The following is a 17725-nucleotide window of genomic DNA, read 5'->3' on the forward strand; positions in this document are numbered from 1 at the left end:
CGGCGAAAAGTAAAGTACCTGAAATTAGCTCAGATCGGTAGCCCGACTACAAAGAATGTCGGACAATCGGGCTCTTGTGGCTCCGAACGGCACTGATATACGGTGCTCGACATCAGATGTTCGTAGTCGCACTACCTGGTGTCGCCATCGACGGTCCCGAACCGCAAGCGACTGCGCTCCATCGACGCAGATAGGAGATCCCCCCGTGAAACGACGAATCGGCGCTGCGGTCGCAGCGACCGCCACCGTGATCGCCGGGTCCGTGGCCGCTGCCGCGCTCGGACCCGTCTCAGCCGCCACCGCCGACGACACCGCGCCCGCAGCGCAGCGGACGGTCACCGTCGCGCTCGATCAGACCGTGCAGGAGGACTACCTCGGCATCGGCGTGAACGTCATTCCGTGGAGCCTGCTCGAGGGCACCACGCGCCTCGGTTACGACGACGCTGACTGGGAGGTCGACGTCGAACGCATCCTGACGCTGCAGCCGAAGGTCGCTCGTGTCTGGTTCCAGATCGATTGGATGGAGCTGGAGAAGGGCAAGTACGACTTCGACAGCCCCGAGATGCGGGCTTTCTACCGGTACCTCGACGCGTTCGAGCAGGCAGGAACCGAGGTCCTCCTGAACTTCGGCTGGAAGGTCGGCGAGCGCGTCCACGACTGGTTCCTCTACCCCGGTGTGACCAAGCCCTACGAGAGCGCCCCCGGCGACCTCGACGCCTACGGCCGCTCGGCATCGGCGCTGCTCGACGAGCTGATCAACGCACGCGGCTACGACAACATCGACTTCCTGACCTTCTACAACGAACCCAACGGCAGCTGGGATTTCGAGGGCCCCGCCGACCAGAAGGCGTACTACGCCGAGATGGCACGCAAGGTCCACGACCAGCTGACCGCGGACGGCCTTCGCGACGAGGTGCAGATCTGGGGCCCCGAGGAGGTCAACGCGCCCGACTGGACCCAGTACATGGCCGAGAACGCGGGCGACGTCTTCGACCAGTACTCGTTCCACCTCTACGGCGAGTCGTACGAGTTCCTCGGCGACGCGATCGACCAGCGACGGTCGACGATCGGCGACGCGCCGTTGAACCTCTCCGAGATGGGGTGGACCAACCCCGGCACGAGCGTCTGGGAGACCGGCTACGCCAACTACATCATCGGCAGCGCCAACAACGGCGTCCACTCGAACCTCGTGTGGCAGCTCAACGGCGTCATGACCCACGACCCGGCCGGTGACACGAACGGCTCCTACAACCTGTGGGACTCGCTCGTCCTCGGTCTCGAGCCGACAGCCGCGTTCTACGAGGCCGGCCTGCTCATGCGGTACATCCCCGAGCACAGCACCGTGCTGGGCACCGAAACCTCGCACGACGACGTCCGCGCCACCGCGTTCCGGGATCGCGACGGCGAGCTCACCGTTCTCGTCGAGACCCAATCGGGTTCGCCGAAGGACGTACGCGTGGAATTCACCGGAGGAGACGTCACCGAGTCGTTCACGCGCCTGGCGTACTCCGACTCGATCGTCGAGCGGGAGAAGAACGCCCTGCTGCCCGCTTCGTCGGGAACGCTGACGCCCACGAGCAACGCGTTCACCGACGACGCGATCGGCGACGAGAACACCTTCGCCATCTACACGACTTCGCCTGCGGCGACCCAGGTGGCCGTCGACCCGGTCGAATCGACCGTCGCCGGTGGCGAGCCGCTCGACCTCGACGCGCGCGTCATCGACGGCTCGGGCGACCTGACCTGGTCCGTCGTCGGCGAGGGCAACGGCTCGGTCGACGCGAACGGTGTTTTCACGGCGCCGGATGTCGACACCGAGCGCACCGTCGCGATCCGTGCGACCCTGGCCGACGGCGTGTACGGCGTCGCTCAGGTGCTCGTGACACCGGCGTCCGAACCGGGGGTCGCTGACGCCCCGGTGTTCAGCCTCGAGCCCGGGCTGTACGAGTCGGTCGAGGCAGTGAGCATCACGACCGGGACGCCCGACGCCGAGATCCGGTACACGACGGACGGCAGCGTTCCGACGGCGGATTCGACGCTCTACACGGGGCAGATCGTGCTCGCGCCGCTCAAGACCACGTACCTTCGCGCGATCGCCGTCGGCGATGGGCTCGAGGACTCGGGGGTGACCTCGCGTCTCTACAAGGTGCGCGACGTGCAGAACGCACCCGACGGGTACGCCTTCTGCCAGTACCAGGACCGCGGCGTATGCGCCTTCGAGGGCGAGGCGAGTGTCGCATTCGGCTCGGATGGCCTGTTCCGCTACGGCACCTTCACCGGCGGCGTCGACTGCACCGCGGCGAGCTTCGGAGGCGACCCGAACCCGAACGGCGACAACCGGTGCTTCGTGAACCCCGACGTTCCCGATGAGCAGCCGATCGTCACCATCTACAACGCCGGCTTCGAGCGGCCCGCCACCGGCGGGACGTCGAACGGACCGATGGTCAACGGATGGACGTTCAGCGCACGTGCCGGCATCCAGCACAACAACAGCGTGTTCCAGCCCGCTTTCCCTGCCCCGCAAGGAGAGCGCACGGCGTACCTGAAGAGCGACTCGGGGCTCGCGAGCCGCATCGACCAGACCGTGCGCTTCCCGGCCGGCACGTTCGCGATCACCTTCGCGGCGGCCAACCGCGTGGGCTTCGGCGGCCAGCAGGAGTTCGATGTTCTCGTGGACGATCAGAAGCTCGGACACTTCGTGCCGACGCGCGATGGGAAGTACACCGCGTACGAGACCGAACCGTTCACCGTCGCGGAAGGCGAGCACACGATCTCGTTCGTCGCGACGACGACCGAGGGCGACAACACCGGTTTCATCGATGACGTCCAGGTGATCGCGGCGGGGACGCCGGACCCCGAGCCCGACACGGTCAAGCCGGTGGTGACACTCACCGCTCCGACGACGGCCGGTCCGCATCGGTCGCTCGAGCTGAAGGTCGACGCGACCGACGACCGCGGGCTCGCGCGCATCGTGGCCAATGTCTACCGTGACGGCACGCTCGTCAAGAGCACGCAGACCGCCGTGGACGGCGCCGCAGCCGCGACGCACGCGGCTTCGGTGACGCTGCCCGACGGCACCTACACGGTCCGTTACAACGCGCACGATCTGGCCGGCAATGTCGCGCAGACGAAGACGTTCAACGTGACGATCGACGCCACCGCGCCGACCGTCACGGTGAAGGACGGGGCGTCGTTCACGGCCCGCGACGGCGACGACTACTCGCTGGTGAGCTTCAAGCTGCACGACGCGGGCAAGATCGACAAGGCCGTGCTGAACGGCGTGACGAAGGATCTGACGAACAACGCGTGGTCGGACGTCAACTTCGTGAAGCCCGGGGTCTTCGGTGCCGTGTCGGGGGCGAACACGCTCGTCGTGCACGACGTCGCCGGCAACACCACGACGGTCGAGTTCACCCTGCGGTGAGCTGAGCGACCGCAGAGAGGCGGGTTCGGGCGCGCCCGGGCCCGCCTCTCGGGCTTAGCCTGACGGGATGTCGACTTCTCCGCAGGTGTACGTGATCCACGAGAACCCCGAGTGGTGGGCGCCCTTCGCCGCCGCGTTCGCCGCCGAGAACGTGCCCGCCGAGCAGTGGCTGCTCACCGACGGCTCGATCGACCTGTCGGCCGAACCGCCGCAGGGCGTGTTCTGGTCGCGACTGTCGGCATCGGCGCACACGCGCGACCACGCGCAGTCGAAGGAGTACGGCCGGGCGGTGCTGCGGTGGCTCGAGTCGTGGGGCCGCACGGTGATCGGCGGCAGCCACGTCCTCGAGTTCGAGGTCAGCAAGGTCGCCCAGCACGCCGCCCTGCGGGCGAGCGGCATCGACGTCCCGCACACCGTCGCCGTCTTCGGTACCGGTGACCTGAAGGAGCGCGCGCGCGAGTTCCCGGTGCCGTTCATCAGCAAGCACAACCAGGGCGGCAAGGGTCTCGGCGTCCGCCGCTGGGACTCCCACGACGAGTTCGACGCCTGGGTCGACGGGCCCGACTTCGAGGCATCCCCCGACGGCATCACGCTCATCCAGGAGTTCCTGTTCGCACGCGAACCGTTCGTCACGCGCGCCGAGTACGTGGCGGGCGAGTTCGTCTACGCGGTGCGTGTCGACACGAGCGCGGGCAGCTTCGAGCTGTGCCCCGCCGACGCGTGCGTCGTCGACCCCGCCGCGGGAACGGGCGCTACCCCGGCCTATCCGCCCTTCGCGCTGCGCGACGAGATCACCGCCGACCACCCCCTGGTCGTGCAGCACCGCGACTTCCTCCGCGCCGTCGACGTCCGCATCGCCGGGATCGAGTTCGTCGAGACGATCGACGGGCGACTCGTCACCTACGACCTCAACACGAACACGAACTACAACCCCGACGTCGAGGCCTCGGCTCACGCATCCGGACCCGGTGAGATCGCCCGGTTCCTCGGCGGACTGCTCTCGTCGTCCTCCTCCGCGGCCTGAGCCGCCGCGATCATCGCGTCGTAGCGCGCGCATCGGCTCGCCCACAAGACGGTCGCGTAGACCATCACTCCACGCCCCCGGCGTTCAGACCCTTTGCGAGAGTCGGATGGGGGCGCACGTCGCCGACCGACAGGGCACCAGGACAGGGCACGGCGATGACATCACCGCAGCCCGTATCGGCGGGCAGGACGACCGCGACCCCCGGCAGCCGTTCGCCGTCGGCCCCGCAGACGGCGAACCGGTGATCGTGGGCGCTCGAGACGCGGGCAAGCAGCCGGGCCTCGCTCCACACCGCGTACGCCGCCGCAACGAGGTCGGCGTCGACGGCGAGCGCCGTCCCGCCGTCGACGCCTCCAGCCGCCATCACGCGCAGAAGCAGCACGGTCGTCGTGGCTGTCGATGACGACATCCCGCCCGACACCGGAATGACCGCCGGTGCCGTCATGACCGCCGGCAGCCCGCAGAGCTCGACGAAGCGGTTCACGGAGATACCGCCGACGACGATGTCGTCACACGTGACGACGGTGCGCGCTGGCCACACATCCCGCGAGTGGGGCGACGGGATGCTGCGACGCAGGGTCGGGAGGATGGAGGTGAGAGTCATGGCTCAGGTCTACGCTCGACGCACCCTCCCGGCGATGTCCCCTCACGCCATCCATACGACGGACGGATGGATACTCACGGCTTCGGCGTCGCGTCGACGCACGCGACTAGCGCAGCCCGGGCTCACGCACAAGCGATAGGACGCACCCGGGGCCGTTCCTACGCTGACACCGTGCTCCGAAACCTCGTGATCGTCCTGGGCGACCAGCTCGACCCCGACGCGAGCGCCTTCGACGACTTCGACCCGGCGCAGGATGCCGTCTGGATGGCCGAGGTCACCGAAGAGTCCACCCACGTCTGGAGCTCGAAGCCGCGCACCGCGGTGTTCCTCGCGGCGATGCGCCACTTCGCCGCCGATCAGCGCGACGCCGGACACACCCTGCATTACACGGAGCTCGATGCGCGGGGGAACAAGGGCACTCTCGCCGACCAGCTCGCCGCCGACCTGGAGAAGCTGAAGCCCGAGGCGCTCGCGATGACCGAGCCCGGCGAGTGGCGCGTGCGCGAAGCGCTGCAGCAGACCGCGGATGCCACCGGCATCCCTCTCGACATCCGCGTCGACCGGCACTTCTTCTCGACCGTCGCCGAGTTCGCCGCGCACGCCGAAGGCCGGGCGTCGCTTCGAATGGAGTACTTCTACCGCGAGATGCGCAAGCGGCACAGCATCCTCATGACCACCCGAGGACAGCCCGTCGGCGGCCAGTGGAACTACGACGCCGACAACCGCAAGCCGTTCCCCAAGCAGGGACCCGGGCTCGTCCCGCCACGGGCGACCTTTCCGCCCGATGAGATCACGCGTGAGGTGATCGAGCTTGTCGAGAAGGAGTTCGGCGAGCACCCCGGTTCGCTCGACTCGTTCGCCTGGCCGGTCACCCGTGCGCAAGCGCTCGAGGCGCTCGACCTCTTCATCGACGAACGACTGCCCGGCTTCGGCGACGCTCAGGATGCGATGTGGCCGGGCGAACCCTGGCTGTGGCACGCGCACCTGTCGTCGTCGATGAACCTCAAGCTGCTGCATCCGCGTGAGGTCGTGGCCGCCGCCGAGGAGGCGTACCGCTCGAAGCGCGCGCCCCTGTCGGCAGTCGAGGGATTCATCCGGCAGATCCTCGGCTGGCGCGAGTACGTGCGCGGGATCTACTGGACGCAGATGCCCGGCTACGTCCAGCGGAACGCTTTCGAGGCGTTCGAGCCGCTGCCCGACTGGTACTGGACGGGCGACACCCCGATGGCATGCCTGAAGGATGCCGTCGGCACGACGCTCGAGAACGGGTACGCGCACCACATCCAGCGCCTCATGGTCACGGGTCTCTACGCGATGCTGCTCGGCGTCGACCCGCGCGAGGTGCACGCCTGGTACCTCGCCGTGTACGTCGACGCGGTCGAGTGGGCCGAGCTGCCGAACACCCTCGGCATGAGTCAGTACGCCGACGGCGGGCTCATGGGAAGCAAGCCCTACGCAGCGACGGGCAAGTACATCGACCGGATGAGCCCGTACTGCAAGACGTGCCCGTTCGACCCGGCGAAGCGGGTCGGCGAGGACGCTTGCCCCTTCACGACCCTGTACTGGGACTACCTCATCCGGCACGAGCAGCCCCTCGCCGAGAACCACCGCATGGCGCTGCAGGTGAAGAACCTCGACCGCCTCGACGATGACGAGATCGCCGCGATCCGGGGCCGCGCCGACGCCATCCGGCGCGGCGACGTGACCGCACCGGAAGGAGCCCGATGACCGACGGCAACGCCGCACAGAACGACATCGCGCTCGTCACCGGCGCCCGGGGCGGGGTGGGCCGAGCGCTCGTCGCACGCCTGCGCGCTCGCGGCGTGCGTGTCGCCGCCGTCGGCCGGGACGCCGCATCGCTCGCGGACGTCGACGCCGACGCGCACATCGAAACCGACGTCACGACGCCCGACGGCGCAGCGACCGCGTTCGCGGAGTGCCGCACCGCGCTCGGCGGCCCGCCCGCGCTGCTCGCTCACGCGGTGGGCAGCACGCTCATCACGCCACTGCACCGCACGAAGACCGACGAGGCTCGCGACGTGCTGCGCGTCAATCTCGAGAGCAGCCTCTGGATCCTGCACGCCTGGCTCGACGCGACGGGCAAGGCGCCGGGCGCCGCGGTCTTCGCGAGCTCGGTCGTCGCCCGTATCGGCGTCGCGAACCACGAGGTGATCGCCGCGGCGAAGGGCGGTGTCGAGGCTCTCGTGCGCAGCGCCGCCGCGACCTACGCCGCGCGCGGCATCCGGGTGAACGCGGTCGCTCCCGGCATGACCGACACACCTCTGACCGCGGGCATGCTCGCCGCACCCATGCTGCGCGAGAGTGCCGAGAAGCAGTATCCGCTCGGCGGTGTGCAGTCCGCCGACGAGGTCGCCGTGGTCATGGACTGGCTGCTCTCCCCCGACGCCTCCCGCATCACCGGCCAGGTGATCCCGGTCGACGGCGGATTCACGACCATCCGGCCATCGGTGAAGTAGCCGTCCGGTGTCGATAGTCTGCGCGGGTGAGCAGCATCCACCGCCCCCCTTTGTCCGGCGCCGTCTGGGTCCTCGTCGGGGCCGGGAGCGCGGTCGCGGGTCTGCTGCCCTGGCTGATCACCGGCGCGCGGCTCCCCCTGCAGAATCTCGCCGCAGATCAGACCGACCTGACGACGCCGTTCTCCCTGCTGCCGTTCAGCCAGTACTTCCTCACGACGATCGTCTCACTGCTCGTCGTCGGGGGCGCCGTCGCGGGCCTCTCGGCACGCACGCTGCGCCACCGCCGCCCCCGCCACGCGACAGGCCTGCTCGTGCTCGGGGTAGCCGTGATCCAGGTCATCGCGGTCGTGCAGTCGTCGGTCGTGACGGTATCGATGCTCGAGGACTCGAGCCGCCGCGTCCTCTATGCGGCGGCCGTGATCGCGGTCATGGTCGTCTCGCTGCTGATGAGCATGCTCGTGCTGCTTCTCACCGCGCGAGGCCCCGTCCCCGGCGCCGCGATCGCTCTGTCGCTCACGGCGATCACCGTCCCCGGGTGGATCGGACTGCCGTTGCAGAGCTATCTCTCGCTCACGAACGACCCGGCTACCTCGGCTGTTCTGTTGCTGCTGCGGTGGCTTCCTGCCGTTCTCGTCGGCGCCGTCATCGCATGGTGCGGGTTCCGCACGGCCGGGCGGGTCGCGGCCGTCGTCGTCAGCCTGGCCGCGTTGTGGGTCGGACCGGCCTTCTTCACCGCCGTCTCGTCCGCCGCGGGGACGCGCGTGCTGGCGCCCTACCCGGCGGAGATGGCCGACTATGGCATCGGGGTCTTCGTGATGGCGCTGACCGCCGTCGATCTCGCCGTGCCGCCGCTGATCATGGCGGCGTGCATCGGCGCAGTCGGCGCGCTGATCTCAACCGCTCTTCGTCGCCGAACCCGCGTCGAGAGCAGCGGAGCTGCGCCCCTTCGTCGCTGAGGTACCGTGAGACGTGAGCATCCGCGTGAACGATGACATGCCGCGTCTGGATCGGACGGACCTCGGATGACCACGATCGCGCGCCTCGTCCACATCTCGCGGCCCGTTCTGTGGATCAACACGATCGGCACGGGCGCGCTCGGCATGTGGCTGACCGGTCAGCTCATCGACGTCGCCGCGATTCCGCTGCTGATCTGGCTGACGCTGCCGTTCAACCTGCTGATCTATGGCGTGAACGACATCTTCGATCAGGACACGGATGCGCTGAACCCGCGCAAGGGGTCGATCGAGGGTGCGCGAATCGAGCCCCGCGAGGTGAAGCTGATCGCATGGGCAGTGGCCATCACCAACGTCCCGTTCCTCGTCTACTTCGTCATCGCGCTGCCCATCGCGGCGGTCGGTCTGATTCTGCTCTACGCGGGCGTGTTCGTCTTCTACTCTGCTCCGCCGCTGCGGTTCAAGGCGCGACCGTTCCTCGACTCGCTGAGCAACGCCGCATACGGCCTGCCGTTGCTGATCATGCCGGTCGCTCTCGAGGCGCCGCCGGTCTGGCCCGCCGTCGTCGGACTGCTGGCCTGGAGCGTCGCGAAGCACGCCTACGACGCCGTGCAGGACATCGACGAAGACCGCGAGGCCGGCATCACCACGACCGCCGTCCTGCTCGGCCCGCGTGGGACGGCCCTGTGGAGCGGGGCGTGGTGGCTGGTCTCGACGGTGCTGTTCGCGCTCGTCAGCCTGCCCGTCGCCCTCGTCAACCTCGCCCTTGCCGGTACCCTCGTCGTCTGGATGCTGCTGCGCCCCACGCCCGCCACCGGTCGCAGGCTCTACCCGCTGTCGATCGCGTTCCCGTACATCGCGGGCTCGGTCGCCAGCGGGCTGCTGCTCGCAGCCATGTTCCTGGGGGTCTATCCATGAGCCGCATCGTCGTCGTCGGGGCGGGCCTCGGCGGGCTCGCAGCATCCGCCCTGCTCGCCCACGCCGGTCACCGCGTGACCTTGCTCGAAGCGGCCGAGACCGTCGGCGGCAAGAGCCGACGCATCGAACTCGACGGCGAGCGCATCGACACGGGCCCATCGCTCGTCACGTTCCCGTCCGTCTGGGACGAGCTGCTGCGCCGGTTGGGCGCGGGGTCGCGAACGGGCACGGATGCCGGTGGGCTCGACCTCGTGCGTCTGGATGAGGTGGGCCGCTACTACTACCGGGGCGAAGAGGTCTCGCTGCCCGTGCCCGAAGGGCACCCCTGGCACTCCGCGTGGAAGCGTTTCAGCGACGAGCACGCATCCCTCGCGGACGACGTCGCCGCGCTGCTCGTCGCCGACCCGCTCGATCGCGCGTCGCTGCCCGCACTGCGTCGGCTGCTCGCCGTATACGGACGGCGCCTCAGCACCCGGGCCTACCTCGACAGCCTGACCTGGATGCCCGAGGGCCTGCGCGAGATCATCGCGATCCACACCCTCAACGCGGGGGTCTCCCCCTCCCGCACTCCCGCGCTCTACGCGAGCATGCCCGCCGTCATGGCCGCCGATGGGGTGTGGGTGCCGCGCGGTGGGGTGTTCGAGATCGTCCTCGCGCTGCAGCGGCTGGCGGATGCCGCGGGCGTCGAGATCCGCACCGGCGAGCGCGTCACGCGCATCGAGCGCGGACGCGTCACGACCGAGCGCGGTGTGCACGACGCGGATGTCGTCGTGAGCGGTCTCGACGCGTCACGGCTCGACGGACTGCTGGGGCGGCGCCGCGTGGTTCCCGGCTCGCCGCAGCTGTCGTGCTCGGCGGTCGCGATCTACGGCGTGCTCGAGACGCCCCTCCCCGAGCGGATTGCCGCGCACAGCGTCATCCTGCCCACGAAGCCCGACGCCCTGCACCGCAGTCTCGCCGCCGGCGATGAGCCCGCCGACACGATGGCGTTCGTCAACCACTACCGGGCCGGCGAGATCTACCCGAACGACCGCGGCACGCTCGCCGTCCTGCTGACGAGCCCCGCCGACGGCCAGGGCTACTCGCTCGACCACCCGTTCGTGAGGCGCGAGATCGAGCGCATCTCGGGCGTCATGGGCCTCGATGGACTCCTCACCGACGGGATGACCGAGACGACCGTGCTCGACCCCCGCTATTTCGGATCGTTCGGCGAACCCCACGGCGCCCTCTACGGGGCGTCGCGACCGCTGTGGATGAGCGGCCCGCTGCACCAGCCCGCGCAGCACGACCTCCGCGCACCCTGGCTCTGGCGGGTCGGCGCCTCGGTTCACCCGGGCGGCGGCGTCCCCGCCGTGCTCGGCGGCGCGATGATCGTGGCAGCGAAGCTGCTCAAGCGGCATCCGGCCTGAGCGCGTTCGCGGTTCCACGCCGCACGGCCCCGGTTACATAAGTCGTAGATAAGAAAAGCCAACGCTCGTCATCGGCGGGCCGCTTAGTTTCTCGTTCGTCGGCGCTCTGTGCGCCCCGAAGGAGAGCCCATGTACCTGACTTATCTGCGCCGGGAGTTGTCCGGCCGAAGGAAGCAGACCGCCATCGTCGCAGCCGGCCTCGCGATCGCGATCGCGCTGGTCATCATCGTCAACGCCCTCGCGGCAGGCGTGAAGGACGCTCAGTCGTCGGCCCTCGCAGCCGTGTACGGCGTCGGCACAGACCTGACCGTGTCCGGCGCCGAGTCGGAACCGGGGCAGGGGGGCGGACCGAGCTTCGAGTTCGGCGGCGGTGACGCGCAGACCGGCGAGGACGGGGCCACCAACCTGAGTCAGTCGAGACTGATGACCGACTTCCGGCGCGGCACCCTCGACGGCAGCACGGTCGACGCCGTTGCGGGAACCGAGGGCGTCGCAGCGGCCGTCGGCGCACTGAGTCTCACCAACACGAACTTCGACGGGGAGCTGCCGCAGGCTCCGAGAGACGGCGTTGCGGACGACGTTCAAGGCGACGGCGAGGCCTCGGCGCAGCAGCGCGTTCCCGGCGAGGGCCAGGGTGGTCCGGGTGGAGGCTTCGGCGGCGGCTCGTTCGACATCGATTCGTTCACCGTTCTCGGCGTCTCCACCGACGCGTCGGGCATCGGGCCGCTGTCGGCCGTCGAGGTCACCGACGGCCGAGCCCTGGCAGCATCCGATGACGGCCAGACGCGGGCCGTCATCGATGCGACCTACGCCACCAGCGAGAACCTGGCGGTCCGAGACACGATCGACGTCGGCGGCACGAATGTCGAGATCGTGGGCATCGTCGCGTCGGCCACCGCTGATGCCGACACCGCGGCCGACGTGTACCTGCCTCTGGCGACGGCACAGGAGATCTCCGGTGCGGGGGATGTCGTCTCGACGGTCTACGTCCAAGCGGAGTCCGCGGACTCGATCGAGGCGGTGAAGACCGCATTGGAGGCGGAACTGCCGGACGCGACCGTCAACTCGCAGTCGGACCTGGCTTCGAGCGTGTCGTCCTCGCTGTCGAGCGCCAGCGCCCTCATCTCCGGGCTCGGCACCTGGCTCTCGGTCATCCTGCTCGTCGTCGCCGTCGCCCTCGCGGTCCTCTTCACGATCTCCGGAGTCTCGCGTCGCACGAGGGAAATCGGGACGCTGAAGGCGATCGGATGGTCCAACCGTCGCGTCGTCGGCCAGGTCGCCGGCGAGTCGATCGTCCAGGGTGCGATCGGCGGTGTCATCGGCACCGTGGTCGGCCTGGTGGGCGCGTTCATCATCACCGCGGTCGCACCCACCGTCTCCGTCGCCGCCGAATCGGGCCCCGCAGGGTCGGCGGGCTTCCCGGGCGGAATGGGCGGCCCCGGGTCGATGTCGGAGCAGGCGACGGTCGCGGGAGACATCGTGCTGACGGCGCCGATCGCTCCGTCGATCGTGCTGCTCGCGCTCGCGCTGGCCCTGGCTGGCGGCCTCGTCGCCGGGATCCTCGGCGGCTGGCGTGCCGCGCGACTCCGGCCCGCCGAGGCCCTGCGAGCTGTCGCATGAGCATCGACGACCCGCGTTCACCCGAAGGAGAGACCATGACCGACACCCCCATCACGACGCCGACACGGACCGCCGGCTACCGGATCGAGAACGTGACGAAGGAGTATTCCCGCGGCGGGCGCTCTGTTCGCGCTCTCGCCGGCGTGAACCTGGAGATCGAAGCAGGCGATTTCGTGACGATCCAGGGCCCGACGGGCGGAGGCAAGTCGACGCTCCTGCAACTGCTGGGGGCACTCGATCGCCCGACGAGCGGCACCGTCCAGCTCGGTGACGCTGACCTCGCATCGGCATCCGACCGCGCTCTCGGCGCCATCCGTGCTCGTGACATCGGCTTCGTCTTCCAGGGCTTCAACCTCATACCGACGTTGACCGCATCGGAGAACGTCGACATGGGACTCGAGCCGCTCGGCCTGCCGCGCGAGGAGCGCCGGACGCGGGTGGCTGAAGCGCTCGCGCGCGTCGGCCTCGCGGAACGCGCCGACCACCTGCCCGGCGAGCTCTCCGGCGGTCAGCAGCAACGGGTGGCGATCGCGCGAGCCATCGCGAAGCGTCCGCGCGTCCTGCTGGCCGACGAGCCCACCGGCAACCTCGACGAATCGATGCGCGACGACATCCTTCGAGTGCTCGACTCGCTGCACGCCGAGGGCCTCACCCTGATCGTCGTCACCCACGATTCCGCCGTCGCCGCGCGTGCCGGCCGACGGCTACGGCTCGCGGCCGGCGTCGTCAGCGAGTCGCACCGGTAGCCACCGGCAGCCGCAGACAGCCACCGGCAGCACGCGCCGCGAATGTCTCAGCGCGTGCTGCCGTCGCTGCGCTCCTCACCACGGTGCTCGACCGCGGCGATGAGGAACGGGATGCCGACGGCCGCCGACGTGACCAGCAGCCCTCCGGTGAAGACGAGGCCGGGGAACTCCGCGACGTTGAAAGCGGCACCCATCAGGTACATGCCACCGAGGAACAGAACCAAGAACAGCACGAACACGCTGACGCCCTCCTTCTCGTGGATATCGTTAGGCTACTAACGATATGCCCACGAAGCATCTCGGACGGCGGTGGCTACCGCATCATCGAGATGCTGCCTGCTCCTGCTCCCGCTCCCCGCGACCACGCGCCCAACGGGCCACGAAGTAGAGTCCCACGCCGACCACGATGAGGATGGCGCCGAAGATCCACACCCGCAGGGTCTGCTGGCTGAGCAGGAGCAGGCACGACGCGACGCCGAGCACGGGAACGAACGTCCACACGCGGAAGTGATCGTGATCGACGCGGTCGCGGCGCAGCACGAGCACCGAGATGTTCGCGCTCAGGAAGACGAAGAGCAGCAGCAGGACGACCGTCTCGGCGAGCAGCGCCAGGTCGCCCACGAGCGTCAGCAGCATCGCGACGAGCGTCGTGGCGAGGATCGCCACCCACGGCGTCTGGCGCCCGGGCAGCACCCGCGACAGAGCACGCGGCAGCAGCCCCTGCTCTGCCATGCCGTACGTGAGGCGGCTCGCCATGATCATCGTCAGCAGTCCACCGTTGGCGACGGCGATGAGCGCGATGAGGCTGAATAGCCACGAGGGGATGGCGACACCGCTCGCCTCGACCACCGCGAGGAGCGGTCCGCTCGAGCTCGACAGCTCTTCGGGCGGCAGCGCGATGCTGCTCGCGAGGCCGACCAGCACGTAGACCAGCCCGGCTGCACCGAGAGCGGCGAACAGCGCGCGCGGGTACATCTTCGAGGGTTCCTTGACCTCCTCGATCATGTTCGCCGACGTCTCGAAGCCCACGAACGAGTAGTACGCGATGATCGCTCCGGCGAGCACGGCCGACGCGACACCGGTGCCCTCGGGAACCTGCGTGACGCGTGAGACATCCCCGCCTCCGCCGGCGAGGAGGAAACCGACCACGACCACGACGATCACCAGCCCCGAGACCTCGATGGCGGTCATGACGAAGTTCGCACCCATCGATTCCCGGATGCCGCGGGCATTGAGCGCCGCGAGCACGGCCAGGAACACGATCGCTACCGGCACCACGGGAACCTCGACGAACGTCTGCAGGTACTGACCGGCGAAGGCGATCGACAGCCCCGCTGCGCTCACGACGCCCGCGGCAAGCATGCAGAAGCCGACGAGGAACGACACGAGCTTGTTCTTGAACGCGCGCTCGGCGAAGACGGCCGCACCGCCGGCCCGGGGGTACTTCGTCACGAGCTCCGCGTACGACCCGGCGGTGAGCAGCGCCAGCACGAGGGCGGCGAGCAAGGGCGCCCACAGCATCCCGCCCACGCGCTCGGCCAGCACCCCCATGAGCGCGTAGACACCCGCACCCAGAACGTCACCGAGGATGAAGGCGAACAGCAGCGGTCCGCCCATTCCTCGCCAGAGGCGGGTAGGTGCAGGGGTATCGGTCTTGCTCATTCCGCGAACGCTAGGTCGCGGCATCCCGAAACCCGTAGCGGCTTGACAAGCTTCTGCGGTGCGGCGACGCGAGCGGGATACTCGGGGCATGACCAACGAGCACCACGCCCCCGATCGTGTCAGCGACGAGGCGATCGCCGACCTGCATGCGCGTCTCAGCCGTCGGCGTCGGTTCGCCGCGCTCCTCGGCGGGCAACCCCCGGCCGGTGTCGATCTGGATTGGCTCGACACGCTCGTCGCGCGATGGACGGACGGGTTCGACTGGCGCACGCAGGAGGACCGGATCCTCGCCCTGCCGTGGGAGCTCGTCGACGCGCCACACCCGCTTCGCGTGATCCACCAGAAGGCGGAACCGGACGCCCCCGTGGTTCTCCTCCTCCATGGATGGCCCGATTCGGTGCTGCGGTTCGAGAAGGTGCTGCCACTGCTCCGGCACGTCACGGTGGTCGCGCCCGCGCTGCCCGGCTATCCGTTCAGCGTCGACGCGCCGGCCGAGGGGATGTCGGCGAACGAGATGGCCGACGTCGTCGCCGCCGGCATGCACCGACTCGGGTACACACGTTTCGTGGTCAGCGGCGGCGACATCGGATGCAACGTCGCCGAGGCGCTGATGCGCAATCACCCCTCGATGGTCGCGGCGGCACACCTGACCGACGTGTCGCAGAGACACCTCGCCGGCGGCATCCCCGATGACCTCAGTCCAACGGAGCGCGACTACGTCGACCGCTGGAACCGGTGGCAGACCACCGAGGCCGCATACAGCCTCGAACACGCGACGAAACCCGCCACCATCGCCGCCGCGCTCACCGACTCCCCCACCGGACTGCTCGCCTGGATCGGAGAGAAGCTCTGGACCTGGACCGACCACGGCGATGACATCACCAGCGTCTTCTCGCACGACGAGGTTCTCACTTGGGTATCGGCATACTGGTTCACCAGCGCGATCGGCTCGTCGTTCGGCCCCTATGCACTGCGGACCGCGCCGCCGAACACGAAGATACCCGGCCGCATCCCGGTCGTGCTCTCGATCTTCCCGGACGACCTCGTCAACGCCCCGCGCGACTTCGCCGAGCGCCTCTTCGACCTCGAGGCCTTCGAGGAGCACCCGGTGGGCGGTCATTTTCCCTCGTGGGAGCAACCCGAGGCATACGTCCGCGACCTCGACCGCGCCATCGCGGCCGCGCTCGACTGAGTCAGCTACGGAGCCGACGAGTGCGGGGGTGGCGGGCCCGCACCACGCCGAGCTGACGCAACCGCGCGGTGATGCCGACGAGGCCCGTACTCCCGGCCACGGCGACCGCCGCCGCTCCCGAGGTCGCCGCGATGACGCCCGCAGGCGATCCGCTCACGCCCGCGACGATCGCCCAAACGATGAGGGCCAGCAGGGCGATGGCCGATCCGACCGGCAGCCAGGTCCTCGCCATCTGCAGGCAAGACGCCTCTCGCGTCGCACGGTCGGTGGGCTGGTTCGCGGTGGCGGTGCTCATGGATACGACGCTATGCAGGCGCGGTTCGTCGCGCCTCCGCCGTGCGAAGGAATTCGGACGCGCCGGCATCCGGCGCACGGGTGAGGCACGGCGTCAGCGGTAGCGCCGCGGCACCGTCCAGGGGCGGCCGAACTCGGTGTTGTACGACTCCGGATCGAACGGGCTGTCGCCGCCGGCGGGAAAGCTCGTGAGCTCGCCGAAGACGACGCGACCGTCGACGTCGTACAGATCGACGCGCACGAAGTCGGTGCCCTCGCCGAGCCGCTCGGCGATGCTGATCATCTCGTCGAGATGCGCCGGCCGCGAGCGCTCGGGATCAGCCCAGGGCGGGCCGCCGCTCATAGGGATGCGGCTCCAGTCGGGTCGGAAGAAGTCCTGCGTGCGACCGCCGAAGCGTCCGCCGTCGACCTGGATGAAGTGGCATCGCTCATGGAAGACGAAGAATTTGTAGTCGTCCGGTATGCCGCCGTCGGCACCGACCAGGAACTCCTCGACGATGACTCGGCGCGGCACCTGCCCGTAGACCCACTCGCGATTCGGGCCCTGACCGTACAGCTTGGTGAGCCAGCCCGCGGCGATCGCCGCGAGGTCGTGCGGGTTCGCGAACTCCGGGCGCACGTGCCGATAGACCCACCCCCAGCGCGCTTCCGGAAGCCGGGCATCCGCGGAGGCGGCGGCCGACATGACGATCGCAGCGCCGCTCCCGTGCGTCGGCTTCACGACGTAGGCATCGGGCCAGTCGAGGTCCAGCAGGCTCTGCGGATCTTCGACGATCGCGTACGCGCGAGGCAGGTACTGCTCGCCGATGACCGCGGCGACGTGGTCGCGCACGGCGGCCTTGTCGGCGAAGGTGACGATGAGGCTGCGGCGGTCGCGCAGCATCTTGTACCGCACCTTCTCACGGAACGTCGTCGGATTGCGTGTGCGCCACAGGCGCAGCATCCGGACCAGCCGACTGCGCTCGCGCCAGCGGACGCCATGATGGCGAGGTGTCACGACTCGTCGAGGTCGTCTTCCTCGTGACCGATCGACTTCGCCTCGAGGAACGCGCAGAGCTCGGCGGCGACGTTGAATTCTGCGGCGAGCGAGTGCATCTGGAAGCTGCTGAGAATGGTGAAGTCGGGCTGCGGTTCGATGGTGATCCGCCAGCGGGCATCACCGATCTCGATGGGCTCCATGAACACCGACACGGAAGAGTTCGCGAGGGGCACGACGACGAGCCCCGTGTCCGATCCCTCCGAACCGTCCTGCACGAGGACGCGGATGAGCTCACCCGCTCCCCGCTGCTCGTGGAACTCGCCGAGCCAGCGCTCGAGCGACTCCTTACTGCGGAACGGCATCAGGCTCCCAACGGGCCGAGGGCGGATGCGCGTGATCGCGCGCACTGGACTACAACGGTCG

16 protein-coding genes are annotated in these 17725 nt (G+C 69.1%); 10 read left to right on the top strand and 6 right to left on the bottom strand.

The annotated features are described in order from the left end of the window. Positions 1 to 205 precede the first annotated feature (205 nt). On the top strand, positions 206 to 3424 hold the full coding sequence (locus C1N74_RS15520; protein ID WP_137750869.1) for a chitobiase/beta-hexosaminidase C-terminal domain-containing protein: 3219 nt from the start codon (positions 206 to 208) through the stop codon (positions 3422 to 3424). Between the two features lie 67 nt (positions 3425 to 3491). Further along, entirely contained in the window at positions 3492 to 4448 is a 957-nt protein-coding gene (locus tag C1N74_RS15525) for a RimK family alpha-L-glutamate ligase (protein WP_137750870.1), read from the top strand. A 64-nt stretch (positions 4449 to 4512) separates the two neighbouring features. On the opposite strand, the gene C1N74_RS15530 is transcribed toward C1N74_RS15525, so the two are convergent. Further along, complete coding sequence (locus tag C1N74_RS15530) at positions 4513 to 5052, bottom strand: hypothetical protein (RefSeq protein WP_052007666.1); 540 nt, start codon at positions 5050 to 5052, stop codon at positions 4513 to 4515. A gap of 171 nt (positions 5053 to 5223) precedes the next feature. On the opposite strand from C1N74_RS15530, the gene C1N74_RS15535 reads away from it, so the two are divergent. From C1N74_RS15535 to C1N74_RS15565, 7 genes are all read left to right on the top strand, one after another. Then, complete coding sequence (locus C1N74_RS15535) at positions 5224 to 6780, top strand: cryptochrome/photolyase family protein (protein ID WP_219994746.1); 1557 nt, start codon at positions 5224 to 5226, stop codon at positions 6778 to 6780. Continuing rightward, positions 6777 to 7529, top strand: a complete 753-nt coding sequence (locus C1N74_RS15540) for an SDR family NAD(P)-dependent oxidoreductase (protein WP_064955813.1) — start codon at positions 6777 to 6779, stop codon at positions 7527 to 7529. Before C1N74_RS15535 ends, C1N74_RS15540 begins: the two co-directional genes overlap by 4 nt. A 26-nt stretch (positions 7530 to 7555) precedes the next feature. Then, the gene (locus tag C1N74_RS15545; RefSeq protein WP_137750872.1) at positions 7556 to 8485 is read left to right on the top strand and encodes a hypothetical protein; all 930 of its coding nucleotides are present in this window, start codon (positions 7556 to 7558) and stop codon (positions 8483 to 8485) included. Positions 8486 to 8551: 66 nt separating this feature from the next. Then, complete coding sequence (locus C1N74_RS15550) at positions 8552 to 9400, top strand: UbiA family prenyltransferase (RefSeq protein WP_137750873.1); 849 nt, start codon at positions 8552 to 8554, stop codon at positions 9398 to 9400. After that, on the top strand, positions 9397 to 10809 hold the full coding sequence (locus C1N74_RS15555; protein WP_137750874.1) for an NAD(P)/FAD-dependent oxidoreductase: 1413 nt from the start codon (positions 9397 to 9399) through the stop codon (positions 10807 to 10809). Before C1N74_RS15550 ends, C1N74_RS15555 begins: the two co-directional genes overlap by 4 nt. 129 nt (positions 10810 to 10938) lie before the next feature. After that, positions 10939 to 12429: an ABC transporter permease gene (locus C1N74_RS15560; RefSeq protein WP_137750875.1), complete on the top strand. Its 1491-nt coding sequence runs from the start codon at positions 10939 to 10941 to the stop codon at positions 12427 to 12429. A gap of 35 nt (positions 12430 to 12464) precedes the next feature. Beyond that, complete coding sequence (locus C1N74_RS15565; RefSeq protein WP_023953559.1) at positions 12465 to 13175, top strand: ABC transporter ATP-binding protein; 711 nt, start codon at positions 12465 to 12467, stop codon at positions 13173 to 13175. 47 nt (positions 13176 to 13222) lie between these two features. Here C1N74_RS15565 and C1N74_RS15570 read toward each other — a convergent pair whose 3' ends face one another. Both C1N74_RS15570 and C1N74_RS15575 read right to left on the bottom strand, forming a co-directional pair. Beyond that, a complete protein-coding gene (locus tag C1N74_RS15570; protein WP_137750876.1) occupies positions 13223 to 13414 on the bottom strand; it encodes a hypothetical protein in 192 nt (63 codons plus the stop codon). A gap of 82 nt (positions 13415 to 13496) precedes the next feature. Further along, on the bottom strand, positions 13497 to 14837 hold the full coding sequence (locus C1N74_RS15575; protein ID WP_137750877.1) for an APC family permease: 1341 nt from the start codon (positions 14835 to 14837) through the stop codon (positions 13497 to 13499). 88 nt (positions 14838 to 14925) lie between these two features. On the opposite strand from C1N74_RS15575, the gene C1N74_RS15580 reads away from it, so the two are divergent. Then, on the top strand, positions 14926 to 16029 hold the full coding sequence (locus C1N74_RS15580) for an epoxide hydrolase family protein (RefSeq protein ID WP_023953556.1): 1104 nt from the start codon (positions 14926 to 14928) through the stop codon (positions 16027 to 16029). A 1-nt stretch (position 16030) separates the two neighbouring features. On the opposite strand, the gene C1N74_RS15585 is transcribed toward C1N74_RS15580, so the two are convergent. The 3 genes from C1N74_RS15585 to C1N74_RS15595 all read right to left on the bottom strand — a co-directional run bounded on the left by C1N74_RS15585 (position 16031) and on the right by C1N74_RS15595 (position 17664). Continuing rightward, positions 16031 to 16324 (bottom strand): hypothetical protein, encoded by a 294-nt coding sequence (locus C1N74_RS15585; protein WP_023953555.1) that lies wholly within the window; start codon positions 16322 to 16324, stop codon positions 16031 to 16033. A 93-nt stretch (positions 16325 to 16417) separates the two neighbouring features. Next, positions 16418 to 17320, bottom strand: coding sequence for an ATP-grasp fold amidoligase family protein (locus tag C1N74_RS15590; RefSeq protein ID WP_258317947.1), 903 nt, complete (start codon positions 17318 to 17320; stop codon positions 16418 to 16420). Beyond that, positions 17317 to 17664, bottom strand: a complete 348-nt coding sequence (locus tag C1N74_RS15595) for a hypothetical protein (RefSeq protein WP_137750878.1) — start codon at positions 17662 to 17664, stop codon at positions 17317 to 17319. The genes C1N74_RS15590 and C1N74_RS15595 overlap by 4 nt, the downstream gene beginning before the upstream one ends. Positions 17665 to 17725 lie beyond the last annotated feature (61 nt).

The sequence above is a fragment of the Microbacterium sp. SGAir0570 genome (assembly GCF_005491085.2).
GTDB lineage: Bacteria > Actinomycetota > Actinomycetes > Actinomycetales > Microbacteriaceae > Microbacterium > Microbacterium arborescens.